This window comes from Aeromonas rivuli (assembly GCF_000820045.1).
Taxonomy (GTDB): domain Bacteria; phylum Pseudomonadota; class Gammaproteobacteria; order Enterobacterales; family Aeromonadaceae; genus Aeromonas; species Aeromonas rivuli.
Genome location: NZ_CDBJ01000015.1, coordinates 1 through 16300 on the forward strand (window position 1 = coordinate 1; position 16300 = coordinate 16300).

Genomic DNA, 16300 nt, shown 5'->3' on the forward strand with positions numbered 1-16300 from the left:
TGATTGGCCACAAATGCAGACGCATTTGACTGGTAGCAAGACCCTGAAAGCCCGCTCTCACGAGCGGGCTTTTTTCATGCTTGAAATTTGCTGTGCCAGCACATCGGCGCCCCCATTCAACGGAATGGCAGGTGCTTGCCTGCGGGTCTGCCGAGCCAGACTGCCATGCTGAGCTAACCGATGGGAGCTAGGTTTATTCCCCTGACCCGCCACACGGCAGCAGCATCTCCACCACCCCCTCTTCCAGCTGCATATCGATGTGAAAACCGAGCCGCTTGGCGAGCTTGATCATGCCCTGGTTGATGGGCATCGTCATACCGGACAACTGGCCTATCTGAGCCTCCTTGGCATAGCGGATGATCTTCTCCATCAGCAGGGTGCCCAGCCCCAATCCTTTCAGATCTGACCTGACTAATATTGCGAACTCGGCATCTCGCTTGTCCGGGGTGGAGATGGCACGCACCACCCCCAGGATTTGCTGATCAAAGACACCCCCTTGCCCTACCGCGACGAAGGCCATCTCCCGGTCGTAATCTATTTGAGTCATGCGGGCCAGCTCCTCATGACCGAGTTCTCCCACGTCGGCGAAGAAGCGTTTGTATCTGTCCTCATCGGAGACCTGCAATACGAACTGCTTATGGGCCGGTTCATCTTCGGGACGGATCGGGCGCAGCAGGACATGGCTGCGATCTTTTAGCCAGGCCCCCTCTTCAAGCTCTGTGGGATAGGGTCGTATGGCGAGTGTGCTACTGGCTGCGCTCGGCTGGTCATGGAGGATCAGGCTGGCATCGAGCACCACCATCTCGTCGCCGCAGGCCTGCAGCGGATGGAGATCCAGCTCGTGGATCTCGGGGAAGGCGAGCAGCAACTCGGAAAGCTGACACAGTACCTGGGCAAGGGCCATGATATCGAGGCGCTCCGGGCTCGCCTGCTCACGGATTTTTCGGCTCTTGAGGGCCTCAATGATTTGATAGCGAGCCAGCGCTTGGTTGAGAGGAGGCAAGGCGGCTACCATCTCCTGGGGCTCTGCACCGGACTCCCCCAACAGTATCACGGGGCCAAATACCGGATCCTGCTGGATGCGGATCCTCAGTTCCAGTCCGCCGCTCCGTCTGGCCATGCGCTGTACCAACAGCCCCTCTATCCTCGCGCCGGGGTCGTGCTGGCGTACCCGATCCAGGATGGCATCGGCGGCCTGGGCCACCTCGGTTGAGGTGCGCAGGTTGAGCATGACCCCGTGTACCGATGACTTGTGGGCAATGTCCGGGGATCTCAACTTCACCGCCACCGGATAGCCAATCTGCTCGGCGGTCAGGGTTGCCTCTATGGCATCGGTGACTATCCAGGTGGGCAGGGTGGCCAGTCCGCTCGCTTGCAGCAGGGGCTGCACCAGATGGGTATCCAGCTTGTACTGTTTGCGGCTCAGGGCCTGCTGGATCAATTTCTTGCAGAGGGCCAAGTCCACTCTGCCCCCCTGCAGGGAGGCGGGCGTTTCCATCAACTGTTTCTGGTTACGGCGATATTCCACCATGTGCATAAAGGCGTTGACCGCACTTTCGGGCGTGCGATAGGTGGGGATGCCCGCCTCGTTGAACAGTCGCCTGCCCTCCTGGGCGGAGAACTCCCCCGCCCAGTTGGTCAGCAGATTGAAACGTCTGGCTCTGGGGTGTTGCTTGAGGTAATCGATGAGGTTGCGGGCCAGCTCCACGCCTCGAGCCGTGAGGGAGGGGGCATGGATCAGCAAGATGGCATCGGCCTCATCCCCCTGCAGCACGTTGTCGAGGGCATCCTGATAGGCCTGGATATCGGCGTCGCTGCCGATGTCGAGGGGGGCGGCCGCCAGCTTGCCACCACGCTCTTGCAGCACATCGGCTGCCATATTGGCCAGGCCGCGGCCATTGGAGATGATGGCCAGCCGCTCTCCCTTGAGGTGCAACGAATGATTGAGTGTTTCCACGGCGGCAAACAGCTCGTGGGTGTCGCGCACCCGCAGCATGCCGGCGCGACGAATGGCCGCGTCATAGACGTTATCCAGGCCGTGGCTCGGATCGTGGCGACCACTCTTCAGCACCAGGATGGGCTTGTTGCGCGAGGCCGCTCGCGCCGCTGAGAGAAAGTGGCGGGCATCATGCAGCTTGTCCATGTAGAGCAGGATGGCGCGGGTTGTGCCGTCTCGGGAGAGCTGATCGAGCAGTTGGCCAAAGTCGATGTCGCAGTGATCCCCAAGGGAGATGAAGGCGGAGAAACCGACCTCATGTTGCTTGGCCCAATCGAGAATGGTGGTGCTCACCGCCGCAGACTGGGAGAGAAACGCGACCTGACCAGGCTTGGCGGCGATGGGGGAGAAGCTGGCATTGATGCCTTGGCCAGGCAGCAGCATGCCCATGCTGTTGGGGCCGAGCAGGCGAATGCCGTACTGATGGCGCAAGCGTTGCAGCTCGGCACGCTCCTGGTCGCTGAAGTCGCCAGCCAGTATGATGACGGCGCCGGCACCTCGTTGACCCAGAGCGTCGACCAGGGGTAACACCCGTTCGCGGCGGGTACAGATGATGGCAAGATCCGGCGCGAGCGGCAGGCTGGCCACATCCGGATAGGCCAGCACACCGGCGATGGCCTGGCTATCGGTGCTGACCGGCAGTATGGGCCCCTTGAACTGACCTGCCAGCAGGTGGCGGATCACCACATGGCCCGCCTTCTGGGGATTGCTCGAGGCGCCGATCACGGCGATGGAGTGCGGGGTAAAGAGACGATCCAGGCCGCTGGGTTTCATGAGGGCATCCGTTGCTGGGCACAGAGCCTCAGTCTAACCTGTCTCAGGGGCGGGTTCTGTGACCAGATGCGGTATCAACGCTTGCCGAGTTCAGCAGCCATCAGATAGAAGCGCATCTCCCCCTTGATCAGGCGCACCGCCGCCAGATGGCGGTCCTGGCGATAGATCTCCTGCTCCTGTTCCAGGCAGGTGCGGGGCAGGCCCATGCTCTGCAAGTACTCTTCAAACAACACCGGGCTCCTGATTTCGACGAGGTGATCCTTCATGGCGACTCCTTGGGTCTCCTTGAGTGAGGGGAGCCTAGTGTAGTCAAAGGGGGTGACGGCGATAGCTGTCAGATCTGTCATCACGCTGGCCAGGCAGAGGCTAACCGTAGTTGTGCTGGCCCTTGGCCGTATCCCAAAACGCCTTGACCAGGGGCTCATCGAGCCGCTTCTTGAGCACTCCCATGCCCACATCAAACGGCTTGAGGGCAGGCTTGGGTTCGACGATGCGTACCTTTTCCCCCATGGGGCTGTGGTCTATGACGGCGGCGGGCACCAGACCCACGCCGCAGCCAAGGGCCACCATGGCGACTATCCCCTCGTTACCTGCGACCTCGGCATAGATGTTGGGGGCGATGCCCTTGTTGCGAAACCACTGATCGCAGCGTTTGCGAGCCAGGCCCTGCTCGGAGAGGATGAGCGGCAACCGCTCCCAGTCCGGCTCGCCATGGCGGAACCACTGGCTGAGCTGGGGGGCGGCCCGCGGCGCGATAAAGACCAGGGGCACTTGCTGCAGGCTGGCAAATTCCAGCTTGGCGGGCAGGGCGTCGGGGCGGGCGGCGATGGCGATGTCGACCTCTTCACTGAGGATCTTGTCGACTGCCAGGGCCGGGTCTCCGGTCTCCAGCTTGATCTCGAGCTGAGGATAACGACGGCGGAAGCGTTCCAGCACATCGGGCAACAGGAAGTAGCTGGCGGTGACAGAGCAGAATACCCGCAGTCGTCCCTGCAGGGGTTCGTCACTGCGCTTGAGTTCCAGGCGTAACCTGCGCCACTCCTGCATCAGGTTGCCGCCGAACTCGCGCAGCTTCTCCCCGGCTGGGGTGAGCCGCACGCTGCGGTTGTCCCGCTCGAACAAGATGCAGCCGGTTTCCTGCTCCAGGCGCTGGATGGCGCGGCTCAGGGTGGAGGGGCTGACCGCCATGGCATCGGCACTCTTGCCAAAGTGCAAGCTGTCGGCGAGGTGGAGAAACAGCTCGAGATTACGAAGATCCATCTTTCAATTCCTGCGTCGGCCTGTGGTGACGAATATAAGGGTGCGGGCAATGTCTCCCAGACATGGCTGTGGAGGGAAACACGGCGTGGGATAGTGCAGGTTAACATTTCAATTTATGCAACGTACTGTTTCGAATATATCAGTTCAGGCAATATCTGTCCCGCGCTATAGTGGTTTGGTCAAGGCCCATAGCGGCACGGAATCACGCCCATAGCGGCTTGGAATTAATCGAACGGAGCAATCACCATGGCTAACTATTTCAACACCCTGAACCTGCGCCAGCAGCTGGCCCAGCTGGGCAAGTGTCGTTTCATGCAACGGGCCGAATTCGCCGACGGCTGCCAGGTACTGAAGGGCAAGAAGGTGGTGATTGTGGGCTGTGGCGCCCAGGGCCTGAACCAGGGTCTGAACATGCGTGACTCCGGGCTGGATATCTCCTACGCCCTGCGCAAGGCAGCCATCACCGAGAAACGTGCCTCCTGGCAGAAAGCCACCGACAACGGCTTCGTGGTCGGTACCTATGAAGAGCTGATCCCGAGCGCCGATCTGGTGCTGAACCTGACCCCGGACAAGCAGCACGCCGACGTGGTGAAAACCGTGATGCCGCTGATGAAACAGGGCGCGACCCTGGGTTACTCCCACGGCTTCAACGTGGTCGAAGAGGGTCAGCAGATCCGCGCCGACATCACTGTGGTCATGGTGGCGCCCAAGTGCCCTGGCACTGAAGTACGCGAAGAGTACAAGCGTGGTTTCGGTGTGCCGACCCTGATAGCCGTCCACCCGGAGAACGATCCTAAAGGCGAAGGCATGGCCATCGCCAAGGCATGGGCCTCTGCGACCGGCGGCGACCGTGCCGGCGTGCTGGAATCCTCCTTCGTGGCGGAGGTGAAATCCGACCTGATGGGCGAGCAGACCATCCTCTGTGGCATGCTGCAGGCCGGTTCCCTGCTCTGCTACGACAAGCTGGTTGCCGAGGGCGCCGATAAAGCCTACGCCGGCAAGCTGATCCAGTTCGGTTGGGAGACCATCACCGAATCCCTGAAGCAGGGTGGCATCAGCCTGATGATGGACCGCCTCTCCAACCCGGCCAAGCTGCGTGCCTTCGAGCTCTCCGAGCAGCTGCGCACCCTGATGCGCCCGCTGTTCGAGAAGCACATGGATGACATCATCGGCGGCGAATTCTCCCGCGGCATGATGGCCGACTGGGCCGAAGACGATGCCAAGCTGTTCGGCTGGCGTGAAGAGACCGGCAAGTCTGCCTTCGAAAATGCCCCGGCGTTTGCTGGCAAGATTGCCGAGCAGGAGTACTTCGACAACGGCGTGGTCATGGTGGCCATGGTCAAGGCGGGGGTAGAGCTGGCGTTCGAGACCATGGTCGCGTCCGGCATCTATGAAGAGTCCGCCTACTACGAATCCCTGCACGAGCTGCCGCTCATCGCCAACACAGTCGCCCGCAAGCGTCTGTATGAGATGAACGTGGTCATCTCGGATACCGCCGAATACGGTAACTATCTGTTTGCCAACGCCGCCGTGCCGCTGCTGCGCGAACACTTCATGCCGACCCTGCAGGCCGGTGATCTGGGTGCCAGCAAGGCTGACAGCCAGAGCGTCGATAACCTGGCGCTGCTGGCCGCCAACGAGGCGACCCGCAACCATCCGATCGAACAGATCGGCCATGTGCTGCGCGGTTATATGAAAGACATGAAGCGCATCGCCGTCGGCGGCTAAGCTTCTTCAGGGTGGGGGTGACGACTCCTGCCCGCTGACTGGCCTGGACACCCGATCAGCACAGCGTCAGTGCCAATAAAAGCCCCGCTCGATGAGCGGGGCTTTTGCATGCAGTCAACGCCGGGACATCAGGCCTTCCAGGCTTTCCAGGTGTTGATCAGGCCATTGGTCGAGCTGTCGTGGCTGGTGACGACACTGTCGCCGCTCAGCTCAGGCAGGATCTGGTTGGCGAGCTGTTTGCCGAGCTCCACCCCCCACTGGTCGAAGCTGAAGATGTTCCAGATTGCGCCTTGCACGAAAATTTTGTGTTCGTACATGGCGATCAGGCTACCCAGCGTCTTCGGGGTCAGGCTCTTGAACAGTATGCTGTTGGTCGGGCGGTTGCCTTCAAACACCTTGAAGGGGGCCAAGGCTTGCGCCTCCGCCTGGCTCTTGCCCGCGGCCAGCAGTTCGCCAATCACCTGATCCTGATGCTTGCCAAAGGCCAGGGCCTCGGTCTGGGCGAAGAAGTTGGCCAGCAGTTTCGGGTGATGGTCACCGATAGGGTTGTGACTGATGGCCGGCGCCAGGAAGTCGCAGGGGATCAGCTTGGTGCCTTGGTGGATCAGCTGGTAGAAGGCGTGCTGGCCGTTGGTGCCCGGCTCACCCCAGATGATGGGGCCGGTCTGATAGTCGACCTTGTTGCCATCGCGATCCACGTACTTGCCGTTGGACTCCATGTTGCCCTGCTGGAAGTAGGCGGGGAAGCGATGCATGTACTGATCGTAGGGCAGGATGGCCTCGGACTCGGCGCCATGGAAGTTGTTGTACCAGAGACCGATCAGCGCCAGCAGCACAGGGGCATTCTGCTCATAGGAGGCGGTGGCGAAGTGCATGTCCATCTCGAAGGCGCCTTGCAGCAGGGCTTCGAAGTGCTCGAAACCGAGGGAGAGGGCGATGGGCATGCCGATGGCAGACCAGGAGGAGTAGCGGCCGCCGACCCAGTCCCAGAATTCGAACATGTTGTCGGTGTCGATGCCGAACTCGGCCACGGCCTTGCCGTTGGTGGAGAGCGCAGCGAAGTGTTTGGCCACGTGAGCCTTGTCACCGGCGATATTGATGAACCAGTCCCGGGCGCTCAGGGCGTTGGTCATGGTCTCCTGGGTGGTGAAGGTCTTGGAGGCCACCAGGAACAGGGTGGTTTCCGGATCGATCTGCTTGAGGGTCTCGGCGATGTGGGTGCCATCGACGTTGGAGACAAAATGCATCTGCAGGTGGTTTTTGAAGGGACGTAGCGCCTCGGTGATCATCACCGGGCCCAGATCCGAACCGCCGATACCGATATTGACCACATGCTGGATTGCCTTGCCGGTGTAGCCCTTCCACTCGCCGGAGATAATCTTCTCGCAGAAGGCTTTCATCTTGGCCAGCACGGCGTTCACTTCCGGCATCACATCCTTGCCGTCGCACTCAATCGGGCGATCGGAGCGGTTGCGCAGGGCGGTGTGCAGCACGGCACGGCCCTCGGTCTGGTTGATCTTGTCGCCGTTGAACATGGCATCGATGGCGCTGCGCAGGTCGGTCTCTTTGGCCAGATCAATCAGCAGCTTGAGAGTCTGCTCGGTGATCAGGTTCTTGGAGTAGTCGACCAGGATGTCGCCGCCAAAGGTGAGGGAGAACGTGTCAAAACGCTTGGCATCCTTGGCAAACAGCTCCTTGAGCTGCATCTTGCCCTCTGCGGCGAAGTGAGCATCCAGAGCCTGCCAGGCCTGGGTCCGGGTTGGATTGATATTTTTCATAGGATTCCTGAGATTCCAAATTGTATTTGAACCTTGCAGGCAAGGTTCCCGCCAAACCTTATTATTGTGGTTAGTATACCGAGCCGGTGAGTGGACTCATGTAACAGAGTGTCTCGCCCTGGCCGCACCCAGTTTACATTCAAAACCCCCGAATTATGAGCCAGCCCTGTGGCGGTGGCATTGAGCCTGCTCATCTTTTATCCGGCTTGTGTCGTTGGGGATCGGGTCAGGGTGGGTCCGTTTGCACATTCATTGCGCCAGATCAGCGTGAGTCCAGCCTGGCGTGGTTACGCTTTGACCACAAGGATCCAGGTCTCCCATGGATGGTCACGCCCGAGGAGATTGATATGAAATCCACCCTGTCCCTGTTTGCCCTTAGCCTGCTAGCCACCGGTCTCATTGGCCTGTTGACACTGTTGGCCGCCCGCCTGAGCCCCTCCCTCGATGTGCGAGTACTGGCGGTCATGGGCGCCATGCTCGGCGGCTATCTGCTGGCTCGTCCGCTGCTCAACCGGGTGGCTCGTCACCTGGTCTGAGCGATAACCCCGGCAGTTGGGGCGAGGAGATGCGTATTTCGATGACGAGGCTGTGCCTCGTTATTTTTTATGCTTGAGCTTCCCCTTACAGTAAAGGTTAAGGTTGCTGCACAGTGAGTCGCAGGAGGCTTATCATGACCATATCCATCCAGGTGCCGATCCGCGGCATGAGTTGTGCCAACTGTGCCAGCCGCATAGGAACGGCACTTAACCGGATCGACGGTGTCGAGGCCAGTGTCAATTTCGCCCTGGAGCAGGCCGCCGTGGCACTGCAGAGCGAGACGCAACTACCCGACGTCGTGGCGAGCATTCGCCAGCAAGGCTATGAGGTGCCAAGCGAGGGAGTCGATTTTCAGGTGAGCGGCATGAGCTGCGCCGCCTGTGCCAGCCGCATCGAGCGTGCCCTCGCGGCGCTGCCGGGCATAGAGTCGGCCGAGGTCAACTTCGCCACCGAACTGGCTCGGCTCAGGCTGCTGCCCGGCTTGCTGAGCCCGGCCGCGGTGCGGGATCAGATAGTGGCGCTGGGCTTTGGTGCCGAGTTGGTACGCGGCAGCGTGACCTCGCGCCAGCAACAGTTGCAGGCCCGGGAGGCACAGGAGCGCACAGAGGCGAAGCGGGCGCTGGGTCAGGTGGTGATCGCCGCCCTGTTGACCCTGCCGCTGCTCATGGGGATGTTCGCCATGGCAGGCTTGTTGAGCTGGCATCTGCCCGCCTGGGCCGAGTGGGCGCTGGCGACCCCGGTGCAGTTCTGGATAGGGGCGCGCTTCTATCGTGGGGCCTGGCTGGCGTTGAAAAACAAGGCCGCCAACATGGATGTACTGGTCGCGACCGGTACCAGCGCCGCGTATTTCTATAGCCTCTACCTCTGGTTGAGTCTGGGGGCCGAGGCTTCTGGTCACCTCTATTTCGAGGCGAGCGCCCTCATCATCACCCTCATCTCGCTGGGCAAGCTGCTCGAGACCCGCGCCCGGCGCAGCACCCAGTCGGCCATCCGCGAGCTGATGGCGCTGAGGCCCGATACTGCAACCCTGTTACGGGGGGAGGAGTGGGTCAGCGTCTCCGTGGACGAGGTGTTGCGAGGGGACACGCTGCGGGTGCTGGTCGGCGAGCGGGTGCCGGTGGATGGTCGCATCATTCAGGGGAGCAGCGAGTTGGACGAATCCATCCTCACCGGTGAGAGCATGCCGGTGCTGCGGGGGGTTGGCGATGCGGTGCTGGGCGGCGCCATCAATGGCTCCGGGGTGTTGACCATCCAGGCCACCACTGTGGGTGAGGACTCCAGCCTCAGCAAGATCATCGCTTTGGTCGAGCGCGCCCAGATGGGCAAGGCGCCATTACAGCAGCTGGTCGATCGCGTCTCGGCTGTGTTCGTGCCGGTGGTGATGGTGATCGCCCTGCTCACCCTGCTGCTGTGGTGGGTGTGGGCAGGTGACTTTGGTCAGGCCCTGTTGGCGGCGGTGGCGGTGCTGGTCATTGCCTGCCCCTGCGCCCTGGGGTTGGCCACGCCAGCCGCCATAGTGACCGGCACCGGGGTGGCTGCGCGTCACGGCATACTGATCAAGGACGTGGATACCCTGCAGAAGGCCCATGCCATCAAGGCGCTCATCTTCGACAAGACGGGCACCCTGACCGAAGGCAGGCCAGTGCTGCAGAGCTGGAGTGGTGATGCGGACTCCCTGCGGCTGGCGGCGGCCCTGCAACAGGCGAGCGAACATCCCCTGGCCCGGGCCATGGTCGAGACGCAAGGCGAGCTGGCGCTGGCCGAGCCCCGAGAGGTCGAGGTGCGGATCGGGGCCGGTATTCAGGGGGTGGTCGAGGGGCACAGGGTCGCGATTGGCAATCCTGCGTTGATGGCGACCCTGGGGCTGGTGGTCGAAGTGCCCGAGAGTCAGGATGGGGCGACCCGGGTCTGGGTCGCCATCGATAATACCCTGGCCGGGGTAGCTGTGCTGGCAGACAAGCTGCGCCCCGAGAGCCGGCCGGCGGTCGCCGAGCTGGTATCACGGGGCATCGAGAGTTGGCTGGTCAGTGGCGATGCCGCGGCCCCCGTGGCGCATATCGCCGCCAAGTTGGGGCTGACCGGGGCCTTCGACTCCGTCCTGCCGGATGGCAAGGTGGCCAAGGTTGAGGCGCTGCGTGAGCAGGTCCAGGGGTTGGTGGCCATGGTGGGGGACGGGGTGAACGATGCCCCCGCGCTGGCCGCGGCCGATGTTGGCATTGCCATGGGGTCGGGATCGGATGTGGCGATGGAGACGGCCTCCATCACCCTGATGCGAGCCGATCCACGGCTGGTTGCCGATGCCATCGACATCTCGGCGGCCACCTGGCGCACCATACGCCAGAACCTGTTCTGGGCCTTCGCCTTCAACGTGATTGGCATTCCCCTGGCGGCGCTGGGTTATCTGAGCCCCGAACTGGCAGGGGCGGCCATGGCCCTGAGCAGCGTGATGGTGCTGAGCAACTCGCTCTTGCTCAAGCGTTGGCAGCCCAAGGCCGGACGGGCATCACGCTGAGCCGCGTGACAGTGCAGCTTACATGTTTGGGTGAACACAGTGACGATGGGGCGGGGGATGACCCGGCCTGCTCGTTCGATGTTGCAACAGTACGCCGGCCGCCAGTGGCGCAGCCGGCAATCAGGAGTCAGTCATGAATATCAGCAAGGCCGCTCAGGCCACAGGCCTCAGTGCCAAGACCATCCGTTATTACGAGAGCATTGACCTTATCACCCCCCCTCAGCGCAGCGATAACGGCTATCGCAGCTATGGGGAGGAGACGGTGCGCGAGCTGCATTTCGTCAAGCGAGCGCGGGAGACCGGCTTCAACCTGGAGGAGTGTCAGGAGTTGCTGGCGCTCTATCGCGACAAGCACAGAAGCAGCGCTCAGGTGAAGAAGCTGGCTCAGGAGAAGATCGTCGATCTGCGCGATCGCATCAAGGGGCTGCAGGCCATGCTGACCAGCCTGGAGGGTCTGGTGACCTGCTGTCACGGGGATGACAGACCCGATTGTCCCATCCTCGACGAACTGGAGAAGGGGTGAGCCATCACCAGGGACAATATGTATTTAAAATGTTGATTGTTATGTATTTTATTGAGAATCAGACTGCACTGGCAGCGGCCTTGGCTGACTGAGTGGTTAATAACTGGCCGTTTGTTGTTGGCTGTCGGGGGCTGGGATAGACTATGCGGCCATCGCAAATGGAGTACCTTCCCCTTGAGCCAGAGTGTGACACGACAGGTCAGGCAAGCCATCATGGCTCAGCTCTATACCCATGCCTCGTTCAGTCTGCCCTGTCTGGCGCTGTTGGCCCTGGGATGGGCGCTGCTGTTCCATGATTACCTGCCCGCCATCGAGGCGCTGACCTGGCTGGGCATGGTGCTGTTGACGCTCTGTGGCCGGGGATGGCACCTGCGCTGGCGTCAGTCCCGGCTCGATACTACCCCCCTGGCCCTGCTCGAGCGGGAGCTGTTCATCGGGGTGACCATCACCTCCATCGTCTGGGCCCTCGGCGTATTGCTCTATATGGGTCAGCTGCCCGACGCCTATCGCGCCGCCATGATGATGCTGACCAGCCTGATCCTGACCGGCAGCGCCATCATGCTGTTTGGTAGCCGACGTGCCTTCTATGGCGCCATGTTGCCCCTGGGACTCGCCATCTTGTTCGAGCTGGCGCAGGGCAATGAGCAGGAGCGGATCGTCGCCTGCATGCTCTCGGGCTATCTGTTTGTGTTCCTGCCGACCCTGCTGCGCCGTCTGCGCCGGGATCAGGCCGCCTCCCTCTATCATCGTTTTTCCAATGCCAATCTGGTCGCCGAACTCAAGATTGTCTCGGAACATCTCAAGCTCACCTCGCGCCGTGACGGCTTGACCGGCATCGCGAATCGCGCCCATCTGGATCACTGTCTGGCCAAGGCGTGGCGCCGTTGTCATCGGGCTCAGGCGCCACTCTCCCTGGTGCTGATAGACGTGGATTATTTCAAGCAATTCAACGATTACTACGGCCATCAGTCCGGTGATGAGTGTCTGCAACAGGTTGCAGCCCTGCTCGGCAAGGTGCCGCGCCGCGAAGATGATCTGGCTGCTCGTTATGGGGGGGAGGAGTTTGCCCTCTTGCTGCCCTGCACCAGCATGCAAGGCGCCTTGCAGGTGGCTCAGCAGGTGCGTGATGCCCTCAAGCAGATCCAGATCCCCCATCAGAAGTCGCTGGTCTCTGGCCAGGTGAGCTGCAGCTTCGGGGTGGCAACCCTGGTGCCGGATAACCACTTCGAAATTACGGATTTAGTGCAAAAAGCGGATGCGGCCCTCTATCAGGCCAAGCATAATGGCCGGGATCGGATCGAAGTCGCCTTGATGGGTAAGGTGGCTTGACTCATTACTGACAGATAAAGAGGTCGTCTATGCAATGTCATCGTATCGAAGAGCTGCTCGAGCTACTGCAACCCGCCTGGGTCAAGGAACAGGATCTCAGCCTGGTGCAATTCGTGGCCAAGCTGGCCGAAGAGGCTGGCTTCAAGGGCTCGCTCTCCGAGCTGACCGATGACATGCTGATCTACCACCTCAAGATGCGCGATGCCGACAAGCAGGCGATGATCCCGGGTCTGGCCAAGGACAGCGTGCCAGACTTCAAAGAAGCCCTGCTCAAGGCGCGTGGCATCAAGTGATCCCCGCTCGACCTGGCTGGCAGGGTCGGGTTTCAAGAGAATCTGAAAGAAAGGCGCATGGTCAACTGGCAATGGGCCTTTTTTGTTGCTGAAAATTGCGACAGCGCTCCAATATTCAACAGATCAAACCCACACTGTTAGCAGGCTGTTTAAGATATAATCCGCGCCATAACAATTACTGGAGTGATGGGTAGCAATGGCCGACCAGGAGAAGATCGACATCAAGGATGTCACCGACACAGGCGTGACCGGGAGCTTCAACCCGAATGCCTTCAAGTCGAGCGACGACAGGTTCAATCCGGGCAATCGTATCTATGTGCGGGCCCAGACTGGCCGCTGGCAGCGATTGCGCAAGCTGATGGGCTGGTTCTTCATGGTGCTCTTCGTCGCCCTGCCCTGGCTGCGTTATGACGGCCGACAGGCCATCTTGTTCGATATCGGCAATCAGCAGTTCCATATCTTCGGCGCCACCATCTGGCCTCAGGATCTCACCCTGCTCGCCTGGGTGTTCATGATTGCCGCCTTTGCCCTCTTCTTCGTGACCACCTTCCTGGGGCGGGTCTGGTGTGGCTATCTCTGCCCGCAGACGGTGTGGACCTTCATGTTCATCTGGTTCGAGGAGAAGTTCGAGGGCTCGGCCAACAAGCGCCGCAAGCTGGACGCGTCCCCCTGGAATACGGACAAGCTGCTGCGCAAAGGCGCCAAGCACCTGGCCTGGATCCTGCTGTCGCTGGGCACCGGGCTGACCTTCGTGGCCTACTTCCAGGATGCCACTGCGCTGATACCCGAGTTTTTCACCGCTTCAGCCTCCGGCTGGGTTGCCTTCTGGGTCATCTTCTTCGCCGCCTGCACCTATGGCAACGCGGGCTGGATGCGCGCCATCATGTGCATCCACATGTGCCCCTATTCCCGCTTCCAGTCCGCCATGTTCGACAAGGACACCTTCATCGTCGGTTATGACACCAAGCGCGGCGAGCACCGGGGCCCCCGTCCCCGCAAGGTGGATCCCAAGACCCTGGGCCTGGGGGATTGCATCGACTGTGATCTCTGCGTGCAGGTCTGCCCGACCGGCATCGATATCCGTGACGGCCTGCAATACGAGTGCATCAACTGCGGCGCCTGCGTCGATGCCTGTGATAACACCATGGAGCGCATGGGCTACGAGAAGGGGCTGATCAGCTACACCACGGAGCACAAGCTGGAGCACGACAGCACCCATGTGGCGCGGCCCAAGCTGCTGGGCTATGGCCTGGTGATGGTGATCATGTTGGGGGTGTTCGCCTACAACGCCATGTCCATCATGCCCATGGGGCTCGACATCATCCGGGATCGCAACCAGCTGTTCCGCGAGAACAGCGAAGGGCTGATTGAGAACACCTATACCCTCAAGATCCTCAACAAGACCCTCCATGCCCAGGTCTTCGCGCTGGACGTAGAGGGCCTGCCCGAACACCAGTGGTTCGGCCCGCGGGAGGTGACCCTGAAGGCTGGCGAGATCTATACCCTGCCCATCAGCCTGGCCGTGGATCCCTACAACCTGAAACGGCCGACCCTGGATATCCAGTTCGTGCTCAGGCGGGCCGATGCGGCCCCTGATGATGGCAAGGCAGAGCTGCGTCAGGCCAGCAAGTTCATCAGCCGATTGTGAGGATGATATGACGCAAATGGCGGGCCAGTTTCGCCAATCATTTGCCGGGGTAATGATAGAATGGGGCGCATCGGCGCCCCTTTCTCATGGTGGATCTCATGCGTTTCAACTATTCCGACCTCAATCCCGATCTCATCCTGGATGCCCTGGACCTCAGTGGTCTGCGTGTCGATTCCGGTCTCATCGAGCTCAACAGCTATGAAAATCGGGTCTACCAGTTTCAGGATGAGGATCGGCGCCGCTATGTGGTGAAGTTCTACCGGCCGGGGCGCTGGAGCCGGGCCCAGATCCTGGAGGAGCATGGCTTCGCCGCCGCCCTGAACGAGGCCGAGATCCCGGTGGCGGCTCCCATCGCCTTCGCGGGGGAGACACTGCTCGAGCATCAGGGCTACGGTTTCGCCATCTGGCATAGCGTCGGTGGCCGCCAGTTCGAGGTGGATAATCTGGATCAGCTGGAGTGGGTGGGCCGCTACCTGGGCCGTATCCACAGCATCGGCGCCACTCGGCCCTTCCAGCACCGGGTTCGCCTCGATGTAGAGAGCATGCTCCATGAGCCGCGTGCCCTGCTGGCGGAAGGAGAGTGGCTGCCGAGCGGTCTGGCCCGGGAGTTCTTCGGCCTGCTCGACGAGCTGACCAAGCATGTGACCGATGCCCTGCGCCTCGATGTGGCGCAGATAGCCCTGCACGGCGACTGCCACCCGGGCAATATTCTCTGGCGCGATGGCCCCATGTTCGTCGATCTCGACGACAGCCGCACCGGGCCTGCCATTCAGGATCTCTGGATGCTGCTCTCGGGGGAGCGTAGCGAGCAGCTTATCCAGCTCGATACCCTGTTGGCCGGTTATGAGGAGTTCATGGAATTTGACCACCGTGAACTGGCGCTGATAGAGCCCCTGCGCGCCATGCGCATGGTGCACTACATGGGGTGGCTGGCACGGCGCTGGGAGGATCCGGCCTTCCCCCGCCACTTCCCCTGGTTCAATACCGAGCACTACTGGCGCAGCCAGATCGCCAGCCTGCATGAGCAGTTGGCGGCCCTGAGTGCGCCTCCTCTGACCCTGACACCGGGTTGGTGACGCCTGAGCCGGCGATTGCCATAGTGCCGCATCATGACAGGGCTTGCCCTGCGGCCCCCCTCCTTTGCCATTGACGCCGGGAGGGGGACGCAATAGGCTTGGTCTGCTTCGGTTCTCCGGGCGTGCCTCACTGCTTCCCCTTAACAGGAAACATCATGAAAAAAATACTGTGCTTTCTTGCTGCCATGCTGATGATACCCATGGTTCACGCCGCCCCTGAGTTCAAGGAAGGCGTCAACTATGAGGTAGTCAAACAGACTGGCAGTGCTCAGCCTGAGGTCATGGAGTTCTTCTCCTACTTCTGCCCTCACTGCTTCAAGTTCGAGCCGATCGTGGACGATCTGCAGAAGAGCCTGCCGGAAGGGGTGACCCTGAAGAAGAACCCGGTCGCCTTCCTCGGTCGCGAGATGGGCCCCGAGCTGCAGCGCGCCTATGCGGTTGCCAATCTGCTCAAGGCTGAAGAGAAGCTGACCCCAGCCATCTTCGATGCCATCCACGTCAAGCGTCAGGTGCCCCAGAGCCGCAACGATGTGGAGAAAATCTTCGTCGACAACGGCGTACCGGCCGAAGAGTTCACCGGTGCCGTGGACAGCTTCGCCGTCTCCGGCATGGTCTCCCAGTTCGATCGCAACACCGAGACCTACAACGTGCGTGGCGTACCGGCCTTCCTGGTCAACGGCAAGTACATGGTGAAGATTGAATCCATCACCTCCCAGGAGCAGTTCAATCAGCTGGTGAAATTCTTGCTCGCCAAGAAAGACTGATTGCCCTGACCCTGATAAAACGCCCGCCGGTGCAAACCGGCGGGCGTTTTTTTATGGGGGATTGAGCCGGATGCCTCAGGGG

Annotated in this window: 13 protein-coding genes; 9 read left to right on the forward strand and 4 right to left on the reverse strand. The window is 61.1% G+C overall.

Annotated features, from left to right (window positions below; translation table 11 throughout):
- Positions 1-193: 193 nt before the first annotated feature.
- The 3 genes from BN1130_RS01450 to ilvY all read right to left on the reverse strand — a co-directional run bounded on the left by BN1130_RS01450 (position 194) and on the right by ilvY (position 4030).
- Positions 194-2770, reverse strand: coding sequence for a bifunctional acetate--CoA ligase family protein/GNAT family N-acetyltransferase (locus BN1130_RS01450; protein WP_042039836.1), 2577 nt, complete (start codon positions 2768-2770; stop codon positions 194-196).
- A gap of 74 nt (positions 2771-2844) precedes the next feature.
- Positions 2845-3036: a hypothetical protein gene (locus tag BN1130_RS01455; RefSeq protein ID WP_042039837.1), complete on the reverse strand. Its 192-nt coding sequence runs from the start codon at positions 3034-3036 to the stop codon at positions 2845-2847.
- A 100-nt stretch (positions 3037-3136) separates the two neighbouring features.
- On the reverse strand, positions 3137-4030 hold the full coding sequence (gene ilvY / locus BN1130_RS01460) for an HTH-type transcriptional activator IlvY (protein ID WP_042039838.1): 894 nt from the start codon (positions 4028-4030) through the stop codon (positions 3137-3139).
- A gap of 246 nt (positions 4031-4276) precedes the next feature.
- Between ilvY and ilvC the strand changes: the two genes are divergently transcribed.
- On the forward strand, positions 4277-5758 hold the full coding sequence (gene ilvC, locus BN1130_RS01465) for a ketol-acid reductoisomerase (RefSeq protein ID WP_042039839.1): 1482 nt from the start codon (positions 4277-4279) through the stop codon (positions 5756-5758).
- Positions 5759-5886: 128 nt separating this feature from the next.
- On the opposite strand, the gene pgi is transcribed toward ilvC, so the two are convergent.
- Positions 5887-7536: a glucose-6-phosphate isomerase gene (pgi, locus tag BN1130_RS01470; RefSeq protein WP_042039840.1), complete on the reverse strand. Its 1650-nt coding sequence runs from the start codon at positions 7534-7536 to the stop codon at positions 5887-5889.
- A gap of 347 nt (positions 7537-7883) precedes the next feature.
- Here pgi and BN1130_RS01475 point away from each other — a divergent pair, with 347 nt between their 5' ends.
- From BN1130_RS01475 to BN1130_RS01510, 8 genes are all read left to right on the forward strand, one after another.
- Complete coding sequence (locus tag BN1130_RS01475; RefSeq protein ID WP_042039948.1) at positions 7884-8072, forward strand: hypothetical protein; 189 nt, start codon at positions 7884-7886, stop codon at positions 8070-8072.
- 134 nt (positions 8073-8206) lie between these two features.
- The gene (locus BN1130_RS01480) at positions 8207-10585 is read left to right on the forward strand and encodes a heavy metal translocating P-type ATPase (protein ID WP_042039841.1); all 2379 of its coding nucleotides are present in this window, start codon (positions 8207-8209) and stop codon (positions 10583-10585) included.
- Between the two features lie 133 nt (positions 10586-10718).
- Positions 10719-11108: a Cu(I)-responsive transcriptional regulator gene (gene cueR / locus BN1130_RS01485; RefSeq protein ID WP_042039842.1), complete on the forward strand. Its 390-nt coding sequence runs from the start codon at positions 10719-10721 to the stop codon at positions 11106-11108.
- A 174-nt stretch (positions 11109-11282) separates the two neighbouring features.
- The gene (locus BN1130_RS01490) at positions 11283-12437 is read left to right on the forward strand and encodes a GGDEF domain-containing protein (RefSeq protein ID WP_042039843.1); all 1155 of its coding nucleotides are present in this window, start codon (positions 11283-11285) and stop codon (positions 12435-12437) included.
- A 29-nt stretch (positions 12438-12466) separates the two neighbouring features.
- Positions 12467-12730 (forward strand): YihD family protein, encoded by a 264-nt coding sequence (locus tag BN1130_RS01495; protein WP_042039844.1) that lies wholly within the window; start codon positions 12467-12469, stop codon positions 12728-12730.
- 196 nt (positions 12731-12926) lie between these two features.
- Positions 12927-14378: a cytochrome c oxidase accessory protein CcoG gene (gene ccoG / locus BN1130_RS01500; RefSeq protein ID WP_042039845.1), complete on the forward strand. Its 1452-nt coding sequence runs from the start codon at positions 12927-12929 to the stop codon at positions 14376-14378.
- 86 nt (positions 14379-14464) lie between these two features.
- On the forward strand, positions 14465-15454 hold the full coding sequence (locus BN1130_RS01505; RefSeq protein WP_042039846.1) for a serine/threonine protein kinase: 990 nt from the start codon (positions 14465-14467) through the stop codon (positions 15452-15454).
- Between the two features lie 155 nt (positions 15455-15609).
- A complete protein-coding gene (locus tag BN1130_RS01510) occupies positions 15610-16218 on the forward strand; it encodes a thiol:disulfide interchange protein DsbA/DsbL (RefSeq protein WP_042039847.1) in 609 nt (202 codons plus the stop codon).
- Positions 16219-16300 lie beyond the last annotated feature (82 nt).

What these genes read in the sequence shown, in the direction of transcription:
- BN1130_RS01450 (WP_042039836.1), bottom strand. Translation starts at nt 2,770, where the DNA reads ATGAAACCCAGCGGCCTGGATCGTCTCTTTACCCCGCACTCCATCGCC.
- BN1130_RS01455 (WP_042039837.1), bottom strand. Translation starts at nt 3,036, where the DNA reads ATGAAGGATCACCTCGTCGAAATCAGGAGCCCGGTGTTGTTTGAAGAG.
- ilvY (WP_042039838.1), bottom strand. Translation starts at nt 4,030, where the DNA reads ATGGATCTTCGTAATCTCGAGCTGTTTCTCCACCTCGCCGACAGCTTG.
- ilvC (WP_042039839.1), top strand. Translation starts at nt 4,277, where the DNA reads ATGGCTAACTATTTCAACACCCTGAACCTGCGCCAGCAGCTGGCCCAG.
- pgi (WP_042039840.1), bottom strand. Translation starts at nt 7,536, where the DNA reads ATGAAAAATATCAATCCAACCCGGACCCAGGCCTGGCAGGCTCTGGAT.
- BN1130_RS01475 (WP_042039948.1), top strand. Translation starts at nt 7,884, where the DNA reads ATGAAATCCACCCTGTCCCTGTTTGCCCTTAGCCTGCTAGCCACCGGT.
- BN1130_RS01480 (WP_042039841.1), top strand. Translation starts at nt 8,207, where the DNA reads ATGACCATATCCATCCAGGTGCCGATCCGCGGCATGAGTTGTGCCAAC.
- cueR (WP_042039842.1), top strand. Translation starts at nt 10,719, where the DNA reads ATGAATATCAGCAAGGCCGCTCAGGCCACAGGCCTCAGTGCCAAGACC.
- BN1130_RS01495 (WP_042039844.1), top strand. Translation starts at nt 12,467, where the DNA reads ATGCAATGTCATCGTATCGAAGAGCTGCTCGAGCTACTGCAACCCGCC.
- ccoG (WP_042039845.1), top strand. Translation starts at nt 12,927, where the DNA reads ATGGCCGACCAGGAGAAGATCGACATCAAGGATGTCACCGACACAGGC.
- BN1130_RS01505 (WP_042039846.1), top strand. Translation starts at nt 14,465, where the DNA reads ATGGTGGATCTCATGCGTTTCAACTATTCCGACCTCAATCCCGATCTC.
- BN1130_RS01510 (WP_042039847.1), top strand. Translation starts at nt 15,610, where the DNA reads ATGAAAAAAATACTGTGCTTTCTTGCTGCCATGCTGATGATACCCATG.